Origin of the sequence: Microbacterium sp. oral taxon 186 str. F0373, from assembly GCF_000411455.1 — a bacterium.
GTDB lineage: Bacteria > Actinomycetota > Actinomycetes > Actinomycetales > Microbacteriaceae > Microbacterium.
This window is the reverse complement of record NZ_KE150457.1, coordinates 616,865-635,361: the sequence shown is the minus strand read 5'-3', so window position 1 is coordinate 635,361 and position 18,497 is coordinate 616,865. Positions and strand designations below refer to the sequence as shown.

General features: G+C 71.5%; 14 protein-coding genes. All 14 read left to right on the top strand.

Features of this window, described 5'->3' with window-relative positions:
• The first annotated feature begins 98 nt into the window (after window positions 1-98).
• The 14 genes from glgX to treZ all read left to right on the top strand — a co-directional run bounded on the left by glgX (window position 99) and on the right by treZ (window position 18,329).
• Window positions 99-2,309 (top strand): glycogen debranching protein GlgX, encoded by a 2,211-nt coding sequence (glgX, locus tag HMPREF1529_RS02910; RefSeq protein ID WP_016463618.1) that lies wholly within the window; start codon window positions 99-101, stop codon window positions 2,307-2,309.
• A 2-nt stretch (window positions 2,310-2,311) separates the two neighbouring features.
• Window positions 2,312-4,714 carry a malto-oligosyltrehalose synthase gene (gene treY, locus HMPREF1529_RS02905; protein WP_016463617.1) on the top strand — a complete coding sequence of 801 codons (2,403 nt, stop codon included), beginning with the start codon at window positions 2,312-2,314 and terminating at the stop codon, window positions 4,712-4,714.
• Window positions 4,715-5,020: 306 nt separating this feature from the next.
• Complete coding sequence (locus HMPREF1529_RS02900; RefSeq protein ID WP_036282655.1) at window positions 5,021-6,250, top strand: IS110 family transposase; 1,230 nt, start codon at window positions 5,021-5,023, stop codon at window positions 6,248-6,250.
• Between the two features lie 278 nt (window positions 6,251-6,528).
• Window positions 6,529-8,181: a TIGR04028 family ABC transporter substrate-binding protein gene (locus HMPREF1529_RS02895; protein WP_016463615.1), complete on the top strand. Its 1,653-nt coding sequence runs from the start codon at window positions 6,529-6,531 to the stop codon at window positions 8,179-8,181.
• 34 nt (window positions 8,182-8,215) lie between these two features.
• A complete protein-coding gene (locus HMPREF1529_RS02890; protein ID WP_016463614.1) occupies window positions 8,216-9,265 on the top strand; it encodes an ABC transporter permease in 1,050 nt (349 codons plus the stop codon).
• Window positions 9,262-10,158 (top strand): ABC transporter permease, encoded by an 897-nt coding sequence (locus HMPREF1529_RS02885; protein WP_016463613.1) that lies wholly within the window; start codon window positions 9,262-9,264, stop codon window positions 10,156-10,158. Before HMPREF1529_RS02890 ends, HMPREF1529_RS02885 begins: the two co-directional genes overlap by 4 nt.
• On the top strand, window positions 10,155-11,855 hold the full coding sequence (locus tag HMPREF1529_RS02880; protein ID WP_016463612.1) for a dipeptide ABC transporter ATP-binding protein: 1,701 nt from the start codon (window positions 10,155-10,157) through the stop codon (window positions 11,853-11,855). The genes HMPREF1529_RS02885 and HMPREF1529_RS02880 overlap by 4 nt, the downstream gene beginning before the upstream one ends.
• Entirely contained in the window at window positions 11,852-12,925 is a 1,074-nt protein-coding gene (locus HMPREF1529_RS02875; protein ID WP_016463611.1) for a putative FMN-dependent luciferase-like monooxygenase, read from the top strand. Before HMPREF1529_RS02880 ends, HMPREF1529_RS02875 begins: the two co-directional genes overlap by 4 nt.
• Entirely contained in the window at window positions 12,922-13,566 is a 645-nt protein-coding gene (locus tag HMPREF1529_RS02870; protein ID WP_016463610.1) for a CMD domain protein, read from the top strand. The genes HMPREF1529_RS02875 and HMPREF1529_RS02870 overlap by 4 nt, the downstream gene beginning before the upstream one ends.
• A gap of 1 nt (window position 13,567) precedes the next feature.
• On the top strand, window positions 13,568-14,191 hold the full coding sequence (locus HMPREF1529_RS02865) for an alkylhydroperoxidase domain protein (RefSeq protein WP_005050592.1): 624 nt from the start codon (window positions 13,568-13,570) through the stop codon (window positions 14,189-14,191).
• Between the two features lie 18 nt (window positions 14,192-14,209).
• Window positions 14,210-14,857, top strand: a complete 648-nt coding sequence (locus tag HMPREF1529_RS02860) for a VOC family protein (RefSeq protein WP_016463609.1) — start codon at window positions 14,210-14,212, stop codon at window positions 14,855-14,857.
• Window positions 14,854-16,098, top strand: coding sequence for an amidohydrolase (locus HMPREF1529_RS02855; RefSeq protein WP_016463608.1), 1,245 nt, complete (start codon window positions 14,854-14,856; stop codon window positions 16,096-16,098). The genes HMPREF1529_RS02860 and HMPREF1529_RS02855 overlap by 4 nt, the downstream gene beginning before the upstream one ends.
• A 181-nt stretch (window positions 16,099-16,279) precedes the next feature.
• Complete coding sequence (locus HMPREF1529_RS02850; protein ID WP_016463607.1) at window positions 16,280-16,480, top strand: hypothetical protein; 201 nt, start codon at window positions 16,280-16,282, stop codon at window positions 16,478-16,480.
• A gap of 55 nt (window positions 16,481-16,535) precedes the next feature.
• The gene (gene treZ / locus HMPREF1529_RS02845; RefSeq protein ID WP_005050587.1) at window positions 16,536-18,329 is read left to right on the top strand and encodes a malto-oligosyltrehalose trehalohydrolase; all 1,794 of its coding nucleotides are present in this window, start codon (window positions 16,536-16,538) and stop codon (window positions 18,327-18,329) included.
• Window positions 18,330-18,497: the final 168 nt, after the last annotated feature.

Here is an 18,497-nt window from a genome sequence, read left to right as displayed (position 1 = left end):
CCGAGGCCTAGGCTGAACTCGTCACGGGATGGTCTCGTCACGGTTCGAGCGTGTGGCAACGGTGTCACCGAACGATGTCATCGCACAGGGAGTCGCACATGCAGGCATGGCCAGGATCCGCGTACCCGCTCGGGGCGACGTTCGACGGCAGTGGAACGAACTTCGCGCTGTTCAGCGAGGGTGCCGAGCGCGTCGAGCTGTGTCTGTTCGGCGACCGCGGCAAGGAGACGCGCATCGAGATGCGCGACGTCGATGCGTTCGTGTGGCACGTGTATCTGCCCACGGTGCAGCCGGGCCAGCGATACGGCTATCGCGTGCACGGGCCGAATGATCCCGCCAACGGGCATCGGTTCAACCCCAACAAGCTGCTGCTCGACCCCTACGCGAAGGCGGTCGAAGGGCAGGTCCACTGGGGGCAGTCGGTGTTCGGCTACGACTTCGGCGACCCCGACTCCCGCAACGACGAGGACTCGGCCGCGGCCATGATGAAGGGCGTCGTCGTCAACCCCTTCTTCGACTGGGCGGGCGACCGGCTGCCGAAGACCCCGTATGCCGAGACCGTCATCTACGAGGCCCACGTCAAGGGGCTGACGCAGCTGCATCCCGAGATCCCCGAGGAGATCCGCGGCACCTACAGCGCGATCGCGCATCCCGCCGTCATCGAGCACCTCAAGCACATCGGCGTGACCGCGATCGAGCTCATGCCGGTGCACCAGTTCGTCAACGACTCCACCCTGCAGGAGAAGGGTCTCAGCAACTACTGGGGCTACAACACGATCGCCTTCCTCGCGCCGCAGAACACCTACTCCTCGAGCGGTCAGCGCGGTCAGCAGGTGCAGGAGTTCAAGAGCATGGTGAAAGCCCTGCACGCCGCGGGCATCGAGGTCATCCTCGACGTGGTCTACAACCACACCGCGGAGGGCAACCACATGGGACCGACGTTGTCGATGCGCGGCATCGACAACGAGGCCTACTACCGGCTCGAAGCCGACGACAAGCGGTACTACACCGACTACACCGGCACCGGCAACAGCATGAACGTCGGCAACCCGCACACCCTCCAGCTGATCATGGACTCCCTGCGCTACTGGGTGCTGGAGATGCACGTCGACGGCTTCCGGTTCGATCTGGCGGCGACCCTCGCCCGCGAGTTCTACGAGGTCGATCGACTCGCGGCCTTCTTCGAGATCGTGCAGCAGGATCCGGTGATCTCGCAGGTCAAGCTCATCGCCGAACCCTGGGACATCGGCCCCGGTGGCTACCAAGTGGGCAACTTCCCGCCGCAGTGGACGGAGTGGAACGGCAAGTACCGCGACACCGTCCGCGACCTGTGGCGCGGCGAGCCGGCGACGCTGGGCGAGTTCGCGTCGCGGCTGACGGGCTCGGCAGACCTGTACGAGAACTCGGGGCGTCGACCGGTCGCCTCCATCAACTTCGTCACCGCGCACGACGGCTTCACGCTCCGCGACCTCGTCTCGTACAACGAGAAGCACAACGAGGCCAACGGTGAGGACAACAACGACGGCGAATCGCACAACCGCTCGTGGAACTGCGGTGTGGAAGGCCCCACCGACGACCAGGGCGTCCTGATGCTGCGCGCGCGCCAGCAGCGCAACTTCCTTGCCACGCTGCTGCTCAGCCAGGGCGTGCCGATGATCTCGCACGGCGATGAGCTGGGCCGCACGCAGCGCGGCAACAACAACGGGTACGCGCAGGACAACGACATCACCTGGATCGACTGGAACCACGTCGACCAGCCGCTCGTCGAGTTCACGGCCGCCCTCGCCCGGTTGCGCCGCGAGCATCCGACGTTCCGGCGCAGCCGCTTCTTCGACGGCCGGCCCGTCCGCCGCGAGGAGGGTGCGCCGCTGCCCGACATCGCGTGGCTGCGCCCCGACGGCACCGAGATGCAGCCCGAGGACTGGGAGTCCGGCTTCGGCCGCGCCGTCGGGGTGTTCCTCAACGGCGACGGCATCCGGGAGCGCGACCGCCGCGGCGAGCAGATCGTCGATCGCCACTTCTTCATCCTGTTCAACGCGGGTGATGAAGGGCTCTCGTTCACGATCCCCCGCGCGGAGTTCAGCCCGCAGTGGGAGATCGTCGTCGACACCACGGGCCAGCTCACCAACACCGAGCCGCGCCGCGGAGGCGAAGCCGTCGAGCTGGCGGGTCGCTCGCTCATCGTCCTGCGCGACTATCAGGAGCAGAAGCCCGACGTCGACCACTCCGTCGCCGCGTCGCTGGCGGCGCTGACGGTGCCGATCGACATCGTGCGCTCGCCGGCCCCGCAGCCCGAGCTGCCGCACTGACCGTGGCCGACGACCCGCGCAGCGCGCCCGCCTCGACCTACCGCCTGCAGGTGCGCGCGTCGTTCGACCTGGATGCCGCCGCCGCCGTCACCGGCTACCTGCACGATCTCGGCGTCGATTGGGCCTACCTGTCGCCGATCCTGCAGGCGGCCTCCGGCTCCGACCACGGCTACGACGTGGTGGACCCCACGCGGGTGGACGCCGACCGGGGCGGCCCGGGCGGGCTGTCGCGGTTCGTCGCCGCGGCACGGGACGCGGGTCTCGGCATCCTCGTGGACATCGTGCCGAACCATCAGGGCGTCGCCGATCCGACCGAGAACCCGTGGTGGTGGGACGTCCTGACCCACGGACGGGCGTCACGACACGCGCACGCGTTCGATATCGATTGGGAGCACGGCGCCGAGCGCGTCGTGCTGCCCGTGCTGGGTGGCACCCTCGACGAGGTGCTCGGTCGCGGCGAGATCGAGGTCGCACCCCCGGAGGGCGACGACGACGGTTTCGGCACGGTGCGCTACTACGACCTCGTGCTGCCGCTGGCGCCGGGCACCGCGCCGCTGCGCGCGACGACCGACCGCCTCGCGGTGCGCGACGTGCTGGAGCGCCAGCACTGGCGGGTGACGTCGTGGCGGCGGGATGCCGAGGAGCTGAACTACCGTCGCTTCTTCACGGTGACCTCGCTCGCGGGGGTGCGGGTCGAGCTGCCCGACGTGTTCGCGGCCTCGCACGGGGAGATCCTCCGCTGGGTGCGCGAGGGGTTCGTCGACGGTCTGCGCATCGACCATCCCGACGGCCTCGCCGACCCGGGCGGCTACCTCGACGCGCTCGCTGCGGCGGTCGCGGAGGCCCGCGGCGCCGCGTCGACCCCCGCCTTTCCCGTCTACGTCGAGAAGATCCTCGAGCCGGGCGAACAGCTGCCCGGCTGGTGGGCCACCGACGGCACCACGGGCTACGACGCCCTCGGCGAGATCGACCGGGTGCTCGTCGACCCGGCCGGCGCGCCGGCGCTGACCGCGCTCGACGAGCGCCTGCGCGGCGGGCCCGTGGACTGGCACGACATGATCGCCGGCACCAAGCGCGAGATCGCCGACACGTCGCAGGCCGCCGAGGTCGGTCGTCTCATCCGCTGCCTGCCCGACGCCGTGCGCGCCCACCTCGGCGACGACCGTGCCCGTGACGCGTTCGCCGAGCTGCTCGCCGCCTTCCCCGTCTACCGCGCGTACCTTCCGGCCGGCCGCGAGCTGCTGGCGGATGCCGTGGCCACGGCATCCGCGCGCCGGCCCGACCTCGCCGACGCCCTCGTCGTGCTGGCGGAGCTCGTCGCCGATGCGGATGCCGAGCTGTCGCGGCGCTTCATGCAGACCACCGGCCCGGTGACCGCCAAGGGCGTCGAGGATCGTGCGTTCTACCGGTACACGCGGCTGAGCTCGCTCACCGAGGTGGGCGGCGACCCGTCGTGGTTCGCGCTCGACGTCCCCGGGTTCCACGCGGCGTTCACGCGTCGCCAGGGGTCGTGGCCGCACGCCCTCACGGCGCTGACGACGCACGACACCAAGCGCTCCGAGGACGTGCGGGCGCGCCTGTCGGTGCTCGCGGAGATCCCCGACCGCTGGGCGGCGGCGCTGGACGCGCTGCGTGCGACGGCATCCACCGGGGACGGCCCCCTCGATGCGCTCCTGTGGCAGGCGGTGATCGGTGCATGGTCGGACGATCCGGCCCTCCCCGAGCGGCTGCACGCGTACGCCGAGAAGGCCGCGCGTGAGGGCGACGTCGGCACGAGCTGGACCGATCCCGATGAGGCGTTCGAAGCGCGCGTCCACGGACTCGTCGACGCCGCGTTCGATGCCGCGCGGCCGACGGTCGAGGCGCTCGTCGCCGACGTCGTGGATGCCGGCCGCTCGAACTCCCTGTCGGCGAAGCTGCTGCAGTTGGCCGGACCCGGCGTGCCGGACGTCTACCAGGGCACGGAGCTGTGGGACCTCTCGCTCGTCGACCCCGACAACCGGCGCCCCGTCGATGTCGCCGGGCGCCGCGCGCTGCTCGCACGGCTCGACGACGGATGGATGCCGTCGGTCGACGACACCGGCGCCGCCAAGCTCCTCGTCGTGTCGCGGACCCTGCGGCTGCGCCGTGCCCGGCCCGACCTGTTCACGCGGTACACGCCGCTGCCCGTCGTCGGCGCGGCATCCGCGCACGCCGTCGCGTTCGACCGGGGCGGTGCGATCGCCGTCGCGACGCGTCTGCCCGTCGGGCTCGCCGCGCGCGGCGGCTGGGGCGAGACGGCCGTGATGCTCCCCGTGGGTCGGTGGCGCGACGCTTTCACCGGACGCGAGCTCGCCGGCGGGGCAGCGCCCCTGACCGTCGTGCTCGCCGACCTGCCGGTCGCGCTGCTGGTCGCGGCCGACTGACCGCTCGGCGCGGACGGGGGCGGGGCGTTTCGACTCGCGGCTGCGCCGCTCGCTCAACGACCGGGAGGCGCCGCCCTCGTTACTTTCTTTGTGGCCCGGATGGAGGGATCCTGAGGGTTGACGGCCTGCCGGGCTCGGCATGATTGCTGCCCCCTGTCGAAGTCATGATCTGGGGGGTGTTGTCACCGGGCCTGGTTGGCGGTGTGTGATCGCTGATAGGGGCTGGACCCGAGCTGCTGCTCGAGGCCGTTCGTAACGTGGATGCCGAGACGCGCCGCCTGCGGTTGCCGTCGTTTGCGAAACCGGATGGAGGACGAGGTGGTCACAAGCATCGACAGGTACGACGAGGTCGACGTGTTCGTCGGGCTCGACGTCGGCAAAGGCGAACATCACGCGGTCGCTCTGGATCGGGCGGGCCAGCGGCTCTACGACCGGCCGCTCCCGAATGACGAGCGCAGGCTCAAGGCGGTGCTCGACCAGCTCGCCGCGCACGGCACCGTGCTGCTGGTCGTCGACCAGCCCGCGACGGTCGGCGCGCTTCCCGTCGCGCTCGCGCAGGCCAACGGCGTACTCGTGGGCTACCTGCCCGGTCTGGCGATGCGACGCATCGCTGACCTGCATCCGGGCGAGGCGAAAACCGACGCCCGTGACGCGTTCATCATCGCGGAGACCGCGCGGACGATGCCGCACACGCTGCGGTCGATCCAAGTGACCGACGAGCAGGTCGCCGAGCTCTCCATGCTCTGCGGGTTCGATGACGACCTCGCAAGTCAGATCACTCAAGTCTCGAACCGGATCAGAGGCCTGCTGACGCAGATCCACCCCGCTCTGGAACGCGTGCTCGGCCCGCGACTGGACCACCCCGCGATCCTCGACTTGCTGGCGCACTACCCGTCTCCGGCCGCGATGCGCACCGCTGGCGAGAAGCGACTCGGGAACCGGCTGCTCAAGAACGCGCCCCGCAAAGGCCGCGTCTGGGCGGCTGAGATCCTCACGGCTCTCGGCGAGCAGACGGTCGTGGTCACGGGCACCGGTGCTGCCGCGCTCGTGCTCCCCCGCCTGGCAGAGCAGCTCGCGGCGCTGCGTCGGCAGCGTGACGAGATCGCCATCGAGGTTGAGAAGCTCGTCGATCAGCACCCTCTTCAGCCGGTCCTGACGAGCATGCCCGGAGTCGGCGTCAGGACCGCAGCCCGACTCCTCACCGAGGTCACCACGAAGAGCTTCCCAACCGCCGGGCACCTAGCCGCCTACGCCGGCCTCGCCCCCGTCACCCGCCGATCCGGATCCTCGATCCGCGGCGAGCACCCCTCCCGGCGCGGAAACAAGATCCTGAAACGAACGATGTTCCTCTCCGCATTCGCCGCGCTCCGCGACCCCGAATCCCGCGCCTACTACGACCGCAAGATCGCACAGGGCAAACGACACAACCAAGCGCTCATCGCCCTCGCAAGGCGCCGCTGCGACGTCCTCTACGCCATGCTCCGCGACGGCACCCTCTACCAGCCGCACGTCACCGAATCCGCCCTTGCCGCTTGACAAACGACATAGGGGCACCCCCCCCGGTCGTTGAGCGAGCGCAGCGAGTCGAAACGCGGTGCTCCCCCCCCGGTCGTTGAGCGAGCGCAGCGAGTCGAAACGCGCCGCTCCACCCCCGGTCGTTGAGCGAGCGCAGCGAGTCGAAAAGGGGTGCGTATGACGTTTCGTGACGATCGCTTACGTCACGTGACCGACGGCTGGTCCCGCCGGGTGCAGCCGTGGTGGGGTGGATCATCCCGCTCACCGCAGCGCCGCCCGGCGCACACCAGGAGACCACCATGTCCCGACTCACCCGCACGACCCTCGTCGTGGCATCCACCCTCGCCGCGGTCGCCCTCCTCGCCGGTTGCGCCTCCGGCAGTGCCGCCCCCGCCGCCTCCGCCGGAGGCGAGCCGAAGACGGGCGGCACCCTCACCTACCTCGAGCCGCAGACCTGGACGACCCTGTACCCGCCGTCCGCGGGCTTCTACCCCAACGGCGGCATCGTCAACAACGTGACCGACCGGCTGCTCTACCAGAACCCCGAGACGCTCGAGCTCGAGCCGTGGATCGCCACCGACTACAAGGTCAACGACGACGCCACCGAGTACACGTTCGACCTGCGCACCGATGTCACCTACTCCGACGGCACCCCGCTGACCGCCGCCAACGTCGTGAAGAACATCGACCTCTACGGCAAGGGTGACAAGGCTCGGGCGCTTCCGGTGTCGGAGGCGATCAACAACTACGACCACGGCGAGGTGACCGGCGACCACACGGTGGTGTTCCACTTCACCGCGCCGTCGCCCGGCTTCGCGCAGGCCGTCTCGACCATCAACTCGGGCCTGCTGTCGGATGCGACGCTCGATCGCACCAGCGAGCAGTTCGGCCCGGGCAACGCCACCAAGATCATCGGCAGCGGTCCGTTCGTCATCTCCGACGAGCAGATCGGCACGCAGACCAGCGTCACCGCGCGCAAGGACTACAACTGGGCGCCGCCGTCGCTGAAGCACCAGGGCGCCGCCTACCTCGCGGGCGTCAACTACGTCGTCGCGGCCGAGAACAGCGTGCGCGTCGGCACCGTCGTCGCAGGCCAAGCCGACATCGCCCGCAACATCCCCGCCCCCGACGAGGCGCAGTTCGCCGCTGGAGGCCTCTCGCTGCACGCCGCCGCGACCAACGGCGTGAACAACGGCCTGAGCTTCCGCTTCCGCGAGCCGCGTCTGGCGGACGTGCGCGTGCGTCAGGCGATCATCGCCGGCATCGATCGTCAGAAGATCGTCGACACCCTGTTCACGAAGAACTATCCGCTGGCCGCCGGGGCGCTCGCTAAAACGGCGCTCGGCTACGTCGACACCTCCTCCTCCTACACCTACGATCCCGCCAAGGCCGCGTCGCTGCTGGATGCCGCGGGCTGGACCCTCGGATCCGACGGCATCCGTGCCAAGGACGACCAGAAGCTGACGCTGAGCTTCAACGAGGCGCTGCCGCAGCCGCGCTCGAAGGAGGTCGTGACCCTCATCCAGGAGCAGCTGGGCAAGCTCGGCATCCAGGTGAACCTGTTCGCCGGCGACATGGCCGCGCAGACCAAGGCGTCGACCGACCAGAGCGTCATCCAGGTGTACCACTCCATGGTCGGCCGCGCGGACTTCGATGTGCTGAAGTCGCAGTACTTCTCGAAGAACCGCAACACGCTGCTCAACCTGAACCCGGCTGACGGCAGCATCGGCGACCCGCAGCTCGACACGCTCCTGCAGGCCATCGCCTCCGAGCCCACGACGGCCGAGCGTCAGGCGGCATCCGAGGCGGCGCAGACCTACCTCGCCGAGAACGCGTACATCCTGCCGATCTTCGAGGAACCGCAGGTCTTCGGCCTGACGGCCAAGGTCCAGGGCTTCGAGACCGAGTCGGTCGGACGCCCGACCTTCTACTCGACCTGGCTCGCGGGCTGAGCGACCGGCCCTCGGACCGGTTCACGGAGAATCCATGTCGTACGTCCTTCGTCGTGTGGGCCAGGCGGTGCTCGTCCTCGCTCTGGCCTACACGGCGGCCTACCTGCTGCTGGCCGCGCTCCCCGGTGACGCCGTCATCGCCCGGTACGGGAGCCCCGAGCTGGGGCTCACCCCCGAGCAGATCGAGGCGATCCGCCAGTCGCTGGGTGCCGATCAGCCCCTCATCGTGCAATACGTCCGCTCGATCGCGGGCTTCCTCACGGGCGACTTCGGCTATTCGGTGGCCAGCGGCGCGGCCGTCTCCGACCTCATCGCGACGGCGTTGCCGCCCACCCTGACCCTGGCGGTGCTCGGTCTCGCATTGGCGGTGTTCCTCGCGGTCACGATCGCCTTCACCGCGACGTACGGTGCGGGTCGCGGGCTGCGCCGGGTGTTCCGCGGGATCCCGCCCCTGTTCGTCTCCCTGCCGGTGTTCTGGATCGGCATCATCCTGATCCAGGTGTTCTCGTTCCGGCTCGGGCTCGTGCCCGTCATCGGGGCGAACCCGGTGCAGGCACTGATCCTGCCGGTGATCACGCTGGCGATCCCGATCGCGTCCCCCCTCTCCCAGGTGCTGATGCGTTCGATCGACGAGGTGCGCGAGCAGCCGTTCGTCGCCGTCGTGCGTGCGCGCGGGGCGAGCACACCGTGGCTGCTGTGGCGAAACGTCGCCCGCAACGCGCTGCTGCCGACCCTCACGATGGCGGGACTGCTCTTCGGCGAGCTGGTGGGCGGCGCGGTCGTGACCGAGACGGTCTTCGCCCGTGCCGGCATCGGTCAGCTGACGGCGCAGGCCGTCGCCAACCGCGACACCCCGGTGCTGCTTGCCGTCGTCGTGATCTCCACGGTCGCCTTCGTCGTCATCAACCTGATCGTCGACCTGCTGTATCCCGTGCTCGACGCGCGACTGCGCACCGCCGGCCGTGCCCGCGGGTCGGTCGCGGCACCGCGCGAAGAGGCCGCCGACCGCGCCGTCGACGAGCTCGTGGATGCCGAGGTCGGCGCCCCCGCCGCGGCCGCCGCCTCCCGAGGAGGGAACCGATGACGGCCCTGGCCACCACCGCCGGACTCGCCGGCGACACCGCACCCGGCCGCCCGGGCCCCGGCGCGCCCGCTCCCGACCGGCGCCTGCGCTGGCGGAGCCTCGTCTCGCGCGTCGGGTTCGTCCTGCCGGCGCTCGTGATCCTCGTCGCCCTGCTGTGGGCGCTCTTCCCAGGCCTGTTCACGGCCCAGAACCCCACCGAGACGGTCGCGCCCGCGCTGCAGGCGCCCAGCGCCGAGCACTGGTTCGGCACCGACGCCACCGGCCGCGATCTCTACGCCCGTGTCGTCTACGGCGCCTCGCAGTCGATCATCGGCGCGCTCGTCGCCGTGCTCGTCGGCCTCGTCGTGGGCACCGCCATCGGCCTCGCGGCCGGAGCGCTCGGCGGCGTCATCGACGAGGTGCTCATGCGTGTCGTCGACGTGCTCCTCGCGATCCCCGCACTGCTGCTGTCGCTGAGCGTCGTGATCCTGTTGGGCTTCGGCACCACGAGCGCCGCCGTCGCGGTCGGGGTCACCTCGATCGCGGTGTTCGCGCGCCTGGCGCGCTCGCGCGTCGTGAGCGTTCGGGTCACCGACTTCGTCGAGGCGGCCTACGGCTCGGGCGGCACGTTCTTCGGCGTGCTGTGGCGCCACATCCTGCCCAACTCGCTCACTCCGGTGATCGCGCTGGCGGCGCTGCAGTTCGGCTCGGCGATCCTGCAGATCTCGACCCTCGGCTTCCTCGGCTACGGTGCGCCGCCGCCCACGCCCGAGTGGGGCCTGCTGATCGCCGAGGGACGCAACTACGTCGCCACCGCCTGGTGGCTCACGGTGCTGCCCGGCCTGATCGTCGTGTTCGTCGTGCTGGCGACCAACCGCCTCAGCCAGGCCCTTCGAGGAGGGGATGCCGCATGAGCGCGCAGCCGCTGCTGTCCATCCGCGACCTCGCTGTGCAGTACCGCACGCGTCGCGGTGCCGTCGAGGCCGTCCGCGGGGTCTCGTTCGACGTCGAGGCGGGGTCGGTCACGGCTCTGGTGGGCGAGTCCGGTTCGGGCAAGACGACCGTCGCCCAGTCGGTCATCGGCCTGCTCGCCGCCAACGGCCGCGTCTCCGGCGGCAGCATCCGTCTGTCCGAGCGCACCGACGGGCCGACCGAGCTCGTGGGTCTCGGCGAGCGCCGCTGGCGGCATCTGCGCGGACGCTGCATCGCGCTGATCCCGCAGGACCCGGGCAACTCGCTCAACCCGGTGGCCACCATCGGCTGGAGTGTCGGCGAAGCCCTCCGCATCCACGGCTGGAAGGACCGCGCCAAGATCCAGGCGCGCGTCATCGACCTGCTCGAACGCGTCGGCATCGACGACCCCGAGGCTCGCGCACGTCAGTATCCGCACGAGCTGTCCGGGGGTATGCGCCAGCGGGTGCTGATCGCGGCGGCGCTCGCGCTGCAGCCCGAGCTGATCATCGCCGACGAGCCCACGAGCGCGCTCGATGTGACGGTGCAGCGGACCGTCCTGGACCTTCTCGACGAGCTGCGCGCCGAGACCGGCACCGGCATCCTCTTCATCACGCACGACCTCGCCGTCGCCGCAGACCGCTCCGACGCGCTGGTCGTGATGCAGGGCGGCCGCGTGCAGGAAGCGGGGCCCACGGCTGGGGTTCTGGCGGCGCCGACGTCGGACTACACCGGTACGCTCCTCGCCGACGCCCCCTCGCTCGCCCGCGTCGTCGAGCGCACGGCGCCGGATGCCGCCGCCCTCGCCGACACCCTCGTCGAGGTCTCCGGGCTCACGCAGGAGTTCCGCCGCGCGGGACGCTCGCCCCTGGTCGCCGTCGACGACGTGTCGTTCACCGTCGCCCGCGGCACGACGCACGCCCTCGTCGGGGAGTCGGGCTCGGGCAAGACGACGACAGGGCGCTCGATCGCGGGCTTCAACAGCCCGACGCGCGGCACGATCCGTGTCGGCGGAACCGAGGTCACCGCGCTCGCCGGCGGACGGGCACGCCGCGCGTTCCACCGCACCACCCAGCTCGTCTACCAGAACCCGTACGCGTCGCTCGATCCGCGCCAGAGCATCGCCGACATCCTCGCCGAGCCCCTGCGCAACTTCGGCATCGGCACCCGCGGCGAGCGGGCCGACCGGGTGGCGCATCACCTCGAGCTCGTCGCCCTCGCGCCCGAGATCGCGTCGCGGCATCCGCGGGAGCTCTCCGGCGGGCAGCGCCAGCGCGTGGCCATCGCGCGTGCGCTGATCGTGGAGCCCGAGCTGGTCGTGCTCGACGAGGCCGTCTCGGCCCTCGACGTCACGGTCCAGGCGCAGATCCTGCGGCTGCTCGCGCGGCTGCAGAGCGAGCTCGGACTGACCTACGTGTTCATCTCGCACGATCTCGCCGTCGTCCGCCAGATCGCCGACACCGTCTCGGTGCTCCGCCGCGGCCGTCAGGTGGAGCACGGCGCGGCCGCCGCGGTCTTCGCCGATCCGCAGCACGCCTACACGCGCGAGCTCCTCGCGGCGATCCCCGGCGCGTCGCTGCGCACAGACTCCGCGTCGAGGGCTGCGGCCTTCACCTCCGCCGGCCCCGTCGTCCCCCGCAAGGAAGAGGTATCCGCATGAGCGGTCCCCGTCTCGGCTTCTTCAGCCGTGTGCTCGAAGAGGCCTCCGCCGCCGATCGCTACCGGTTCGCGATCGAGCAGATCGCCCACGCGGAGCGCCACGGTTTCGCTTCGGCGTGGCTCGCGCAGCACCACTTCGGCGAGCACGAGGGAGGACTGCCGTCGCCGTTCGTGCTGCTGGCCGCCGCGGCGGAACGCACGAGCCGCATCGCGCTGGCCACCGGCGTCGTCACGCTTCCGCTCGATGACCCCCTGCGCGTCGCCGAGGACGCCACCGTGCTCGATCAGCTCAGCGGCGGACGTGTGCAGCTGGGTCTCGCCACCGGCGGCACGCCCTCCTCGTTCGCGGCGTTCGGACGCGAGTCCGACCGCCGCCGCGAGATCTTCGCCGATCACCTGGACGTGCTCCTCGCCGCGCTCGAGGGGCGCGGCATCCGAGGGACCGATTCGCGCATCTATCCCGCCGCGGGCGACCTGTCGGCGCGTATCTGGCAGGCGACGTTCTCGGTCGACGGGGGCCGCCGCGCCGGCGAGCGCGGCGACGGTCTGCTGCTCTCGCGCACCCAGCCCCGTACGCCGGAAGCTCCCGGTGCCCCCCTGCACGAGCTGCAGCTGCCGATCATCGAGGCCTACCGCGCCGCCCTGCCCGAGGGGGCGCCGGTCCGCGTGCTCGCGTCGCGAACCGCGCTCGTCGTCGACCCCGAGGATCGCACGCGCGCTCTCGAACTGGCCGGTGACGGCCTCCGCCACCTCGCCCGTACGATGTTCGGCATCGACACCGACGGGGTCGCGCTCGACGAGCTCGTCCGGATCACCGACACCCACGTGGGCACGGTCGACGAGGTCGTCGCATCGCTGTCGGCCGACCGGACGCTGCCGGCCGCCAGCGACGTCTCGTTCCAGGTGCACTCGATCGCAGCCACCCATGAGCTGACCCTCCGCTCCCTCGAGCTGCTGGCCGGCGAGGTCGCCCCCCGCCTCGGCTTCGCCGTCGGAGCGGATGCCGCCGCCGCGCTCCACCACGCCCACCGCCCGCTCGCCCTCGCCGCCCCCTCGGAGGGACTCGCATGAGCACCCCCACCACCGACATCATCGACCTGCTCGCCGGCATCGCCGCGAACGACCCGCTCGCCGCCGTGCGCGACCAGCGTGCCCGGGCCCGCGAGAACGCGCAGCGCAGCTTCGAGGCGCTGCTCGAGCCGGCCGCGCCCGGCACGTTCGCGCTGGCGGAGCGTTACGCCGTCGCCTCGTTCGTCTCGCAGCTGCACGGTTTCGCCCAGGCGACGGCGTTCTACGGCGACCTTCTCGGCGACGAGGCGCCGACGCTGACCGCCGTCGTCGCGGATGCCGCGACCGCCGCCGCCGCGACCGGTCCGTTCGGCGCGTACCGCGAGCCGAACCTGCAGGACGAGTCGACCGACGGCGTGCGCTGGGCTGCGGATGCCGAGACAGCCGCAGCGCTGGGCCCGCGGCTGTCCGCCGCGTTGGCGCACACGCACCTGCTCGTCTTCCGTCCGCGCGAGGCGCGCGCCGAGGCGCTGCAGGCGCTCGTGGATGCCGGGTGGAGCCCCGACGACATCGTGTCGCTGTCGCAGCTCGTCGCCTTCCTGAGCTTCCAACTGCGGGTCGCCTGGGGGCTGCGCGTGCTGGCCGCGGCATCCGCGCCGCTCGCGACCTCCGCCGCGTCCGCCACCGTCTCCGAAGGAGCCTGACATGACCGACGTCGTCACCACCTACGCCGAGCTGGCTCGACCCGACGCGTTCACGCAGGAAGGCCTCGGCTGGGTGCCGTGGCTTCTTCCCGTGGCCGAGGACGAGCTGACCGACGCGCAGCGCGACGCGCTCATCGAGCCCGCGCGCGCGAAGATGCCGTACTTCCGGCTGCTCGCCCGCGACCCCGAGGCGCTGCGCGCCCGCACCCTCACCGACCTCGACATCTTCTACAACGTGTCGGGCGGCATCGGCCGCGCCGAACGCGAGCTCGCCGCCGCGGCGACCTCGCGCCACAACGGCTGCGTCTTCTGCGCGTCGGTGCATGCGGCCTCCGCCACGCGCGAGTCGGGCCGGCAGGCCGACGTGCAGCGCCTTCTCGACGAGGGTGTGGAGGCCGACCTCGGCGACGAGACGTGGAACGCGGTGGTCGCGGCATCCGTGGCGCTCGCCGACACCCCGCTCGCGTTCGGCGACGCCGCCATCGCACGGCTGCGTGCGGCCGGTCTGGATGACGCCGAGATCGTCGACGTCATCGGCGGCGCGGCTTTCTTCAACTGGGCGAACCGGCTCATGCTGTCGCTCGGCGAGCCCGAAGTGCCCGCCCGCCGCCCGTCCGCCCGATAAACCGAGAACGAGGACACCATGAGCATTCCCACCCTTCTGGACCACGTCGTCATCGCCGGCCCCGACCTGGCCGCCTTGGTCGAGTGGTTCGCCGAGCGCACCGGCGTCGTCGCCGCACCCGGCGGCGCCCACCCGACCGGCACCGCCAACGCGCTCGTCGCGCTCACCGTCGACGGCCGTCGCGGCCCGCAGTACATCGAGCTGATCGGCCCGAACCCCGCGCGTTCCGAGCCGGAACTGCCGGAGACCTTCGGCATCTCGACCCTCACCGGGCCGAGTGTGCAGGCCTACGCGGTGCACCCGGCCGACATCGAGGCCACCGTCGCCACGGCGCGCGCCGGCGGCTACGACCCCGGCGATGTCAGCGACCTCTCGCGCCGCACGCCCGACGGAACGCTGCTGGAGTGGCGGCTCACCCGCGGCGAGAACCGTCGCCTCGACGTGCCGTTCCTCATCGACTGGGGCACCACGGCGCAGCCGGGGCTCAGCGACATCCCCACCATCGAGCTCGTCTCGCTCGTGCGCACCGAGCCCGACCCGGCGCCGCTGCAGGAGATCCTCGCCGCGTTCGGCCTGGGCGACGGCGTCGCGGAGGTCGTGACGGGCGAGGAGCCGGGGTTCCGGATCACGCTGCGCCGCGCCGACGGCGAGCTCGTCGAGCTGTGAGCGCCGAGGCGGCGCCGTCGCCGGCCGCGGTTGACGCGGGCCTCGCGGCCGCCGTCGAGCGCCTGCGTCCCGAGCTCGCGCGGCTCGCGCGCGAGCTGTACGACCAGCCCGAGATCGGCTTCGAGGAGCATGCGTCCGTCGCGCGCATCGCGGCGCTGCTCGCCGCGCACGGTGTGGACGCCGAGGTGGGCGCGTTCGGCCTCGACACCGCCCTGCGGGCGACGGCGGGCGCGGATGCCGCGGCATCCGGCTCGCACTTCGCGATCATCGCGGAGTACGACGCCCTGCCGGGCATCGGTCACGCCTGCGGGCACAACGTCATCGCGGCGGTCGCGGTGGGGGCGTTCCTCGCGGCCGCGCCGGTGGTCGCCGACCTCGGTGGACGTCTGTCGCTGATCGGCACCCCTGCGGAGGAGAACGGCGGCGGCAAGGAGCTCATCATCCGCGCCGGCGGTTTCGACGACGTGGATGCCGCCGGCATGGTGCACCCCTCGAGCGGATCGGGCACGAGCTCCGTGCTCGGACAGCGCACGACGGGTGTGCGCCGCGTGGCGGTGACATTCCACGGGCGTGCGGCGCACGCGGCGGGAGCGCCGTGGCTCGGACGCAACGCCCTCGACGCGGTCGTCACCGCCTACCAGAGCGTGGCCCAGCTGCGTCAGCACATCCTGCCGAGCGACCGCCTGCACGGCATCATCACCGACGGAGGCGCCGCGCCGAACATCGTCCCCGAGCGGGCGTCGGCTCTTTTCTACGTGCGATCCGCCGACGTCGGGCAGCTGCGTGAGCTCACCGATCGCGTCGTCGCGGTACTCGAGGGCGCGGCGCTCACCACCGGCACCCGCGCCGAGATCGACGTCGACCCGGTCCCGCCGTACCTGCCGCTGCAGACGAACACTGCGCTGACCTCGCGCTGGGTGGATGCCTTCGCCGCACGCGGGCACGAGGTCCCGCCGCCGGGCGAGCCGCCGCAGGGCGGACCGTCGACCGACATGGGAAACGTCAGCCGGCTCGTCCCGTCGATCCACCCGTCGCTGGGACTCGGCGGACCCGACGACGTGTTCCCGCACAACGCGGCCTTCGCCGAGCTCACCGTGCTCCCCGCGGCCGTCGACGCCCTGGTGGATGCCGCGGCGGCCCTCGCCGCCACGGCGGTCGCCTACACGGCCGACCCGCAGTTGCGCGCCGCGGCGGCCGCGGAGTTCGCGGCATCCGGCGGTCCCTCGCGCTGGGAGGACTGAGGCTCGTGGCCGCCCGCGGCGACCGCCCCCACGAACTCCGCAGATCCTGACGAACTCCGCACGCAGACGCGGCATCCGGTGCGGAGTACGTCACATTCTGCGGAGTTCGCGGCAGGATGCGAGCGCGTCGATTCGTGGTACGGGGGATGCCGCGGCAGGAGGTCTTCGCTAGCGTCGAGTCATGGCCGAGCCGAGCGGGCAGCAGCAGAGCTATCTCGGGGTGGCCATCGCGTTCTTCGCGATCGCCGTCTCGATGGGGCTGACGATGCACAACTGGACGGTGGCGCTGCCGTTCGGCGTGCTCGCCGTCGTCTTCTTCTTCCTCGGACGCCGCCCGGCACCCGACGAAGACGACGACGACAACTCCGACGGCACGTCGTAGGCCGTTCCGCGTCAAGGGGTGCGTGACACCCGTCCGTGACGGGCAGGATGGTCGCATGACGATCGAGGTGTGGGCGCCGCGTGCGGCGCGGGTACGACTGCGTCTGGCCGGTCTCCCGGACGGCGCTCCGGACATCGAGATGACGCCGCGGGATGCCGGCTGGTGGACGACTCTCGCGACGCCCGACCCGGGCGAGGAGTACGGATTCGTGCTCGACGACGGCGACGTGCGCCCCGACCCGCGCTCCCGCCGCCAGCCGCGCGGGGTGCACGATCTGTCGGCGTGGGACGACGCGGCATCCTTCGTATGGAGCGATGCCGCCTGGACCGGACGGCAGCTCGCCGGGGGGCTGATCTACGAGCTGCACGTCGGCACGTTCACCCGCGAGGGCACATTGGATGCCGCGATCTGCCGCCTGCCCCACCTGGTCGAGCTGGGTGTCACACACGTCGAGCTGCTGCCGGTCAACGGCTTCAACGGCACCCACAACTGGGGCTACGACGGCGTGCTCTGGTACACCGTGCAGGAGGACTACGGCGGCCCGGAGGCCTACCGACGCTTCGTCGACGCAGCTCACGGGGCGGGACTGGCGGTCGTGCAGGACGTCGTCTACAACCACCTCGGCCCCTCGGGAAACTACCTGCCCGAGTTCGGGCCGTACCTGCGCGACGGGCAGAGCACCACGTGGGGCTCGAGCATCGACCTCGACCAGCGCGCGGTGCGCGACTACATCATCGACAATGCGCTGATGTGGCTCGGCGAGATGCACGTCGACGGCCTGCGGCTCGACGCCGTGCACGCGCTGCACGAGTCCGCATCGAGCCCGGTGCACATCCTGCAGGAGATCGCCGAGCGGGTCGACGCGCTGTCGGCGCACGTCGGCCGTCCGCTGAGCCTCATCGCGGAGAGCGATCTGAACGATCCGATCATGATCCTGCCGCGCGAGGCCGGCGGGTACGGGCTGACCGCGCAGTGGGCGGACGACTGGCACCACGCCGTGCACGTCGCCCTCACCCGGGAGACCGACGGGTACTACGCCGACTTCGCCGATCCGCAGGCACTGCCCAAGACCTGGACGGGCGGCTTCTACCACGACGGCACGTTCTCGTCCTTCCGGGGTCGCGACTGGGGCGCGCCCCTACCTGCGGCGGTACCGTCGTGGCGCCTCGTCACGTTCGCGCAGGACCACGACCAGATCGGCAACCGCGCGGCCGGTGACCGGCTCAGCCAGTCGCTGACGCCGGCACGCCTGGAGGTCGCGGCGGTGCTGACGATGACGGCGCCCGGCACTCCGATGCTGTTCATGGGCGAGGAGTGGGGGGCCTCCACGCCCTGGCAGTTCTTCACCTCGCACCCCGAACCCGAGCTCGCCGCCGCGACCCGCGAGGGACGCAAGGCCGAGTTCGCGCGGATGGGGTGGGACGAGTCGCTCGTGCCCGACCCCAACGACCCGGCGACGTTCGAGCGGTCGAAGCTGGACTGGTCCGAACTCGACGAACCCGCCCACGCGCGCCTGCTGTCGCTGTACCGGGCACTCGCGCGACTGCGGCGGGATCATGCGGAGCTGACCGACCCCGACCAGCGAGGGCACGGCGCCGAGGCGGCGGGTGAGGCGCGGTGGGCGCTGCACCGCGACACCGCCACGGTGTACGTCAATCTGTCTCCCGAACCCTGGACCGTCGACCTCGCGGGTCGCGAGGTGTGGCTCGCGACGACGACGGTGCACGAGCATCTCGTGGATGCCGGGCCCCTCGTGCTCTCGGCCGACTCCGCCGCCGTCGTCGGTGCGCGTGGCGGCGACGGCCCGGTGCCGACCCGCGGTCACGCCGTGTACACGCCCGCGGGCTGAGCGCCCCCTCGGGTGCGTGGGCACCGCGGCGGCGAGCTGAATCGGTGGCGCGTTCTGCGGCATCCGCGGGGGTGAGGCCGCTGGTCGCGCCACCTGTTTTCGGCGGGTGCGGAAAGTGTGGCGCGTTCTGCGGTGTTTGCGGGGTGAGGCCGCGGTGTGCGCCACCGA

Excerpts from the sequence above, each read along its gene's own strand:
- HMPREF1529_RS02900 (WP_036282655.1), top strand. The coding sequence starts at position 5,021 with ATGGAGGACGAGGTGGTCACAAGCATCGACAGGTACGACGAGGTCGAC.
- HMPREF1529_RS02885 (WP_016463613.1), top strand. The coding sequence starts at position 9,262 with ATGACGGCCCTGGCCACCACCGCCGGACTCGCCGGCGACACCGCACCC.
- HMPREF1529_RS02860 (WP_016463609.1), top strand. The coding sequence starts at position 14,210 with ATGAGCATTCCCACCCTTCTGGACCACGTCGTCATCGCCGGCCCCGAC.
- HMPREF1529_RS02870 (WP_016463610.1), top strand. The coding sequence starts at position 12,922 with ATGAGCACCCCCACCACCGACATCATCGACCTGCTCGCCGGCATCGCC.
- glgX (WP_016463618.1), top strand. The coding sequence starts at position 99 with ATGCAGGCATGGCCAGGATCCGCGTACCCGCTCGGGGCGACGTTCGAC.
- HMPREF1529_RS02850 (WP_016463607.1), top strand. The coding sequence starts at position 16,280 with ATGGCCGAGCCGAGCGGGCAGCAGCAGAGCTATCTCGGGGTGGCCATC.
- HMPREF1529_RS02880 (WP_016463612.1), top strand. The coding sequence starts at position 10,155 with ATGAGCGCGCAGCCGCTGCTGTCCATCCGCGACCTCGCTGTGCAGTAC.
- HMPREF1529_RS02895 (WP_016463615.1), top strand. The coding sequence starts at position 6,529 with ATGTCCCGACTCACCCGCACGACCCTCGTCGTGGCATCCACCCTCGCC.
- treZ (WP_005050587.1), top strand. The coding sequence starts at position 16,536 with ATGACGATCGAGGTGTGGGCGCCGCGTGCGGCGCGGGTACGACTGCGT.
- HMPREF1529_RS02875 (WP_016463611.1), top strand. The coding sequence starts at position 11,852 with ATGAGCGGTCCCCGTCTCGGCTTCTTCAGCCGTGTGCTCGAAGAGGCC.
- HMPREF1529_RS02890 (WP_016463614.1), top strand. The coding sequence starts at position 8,216 with ATGTCGTACGTCCTTCGTCGTGTGGGCCAGGCGGTGCTCGTCCTCGCT.
- HMPREF1529_RS02865 (WP_005050592.1), top strand. The coding sequence starts at position 13,568 with ATGACCGACGTCGTCACCACCTACGCCGAGCTGGCTCGACCCGACGCG.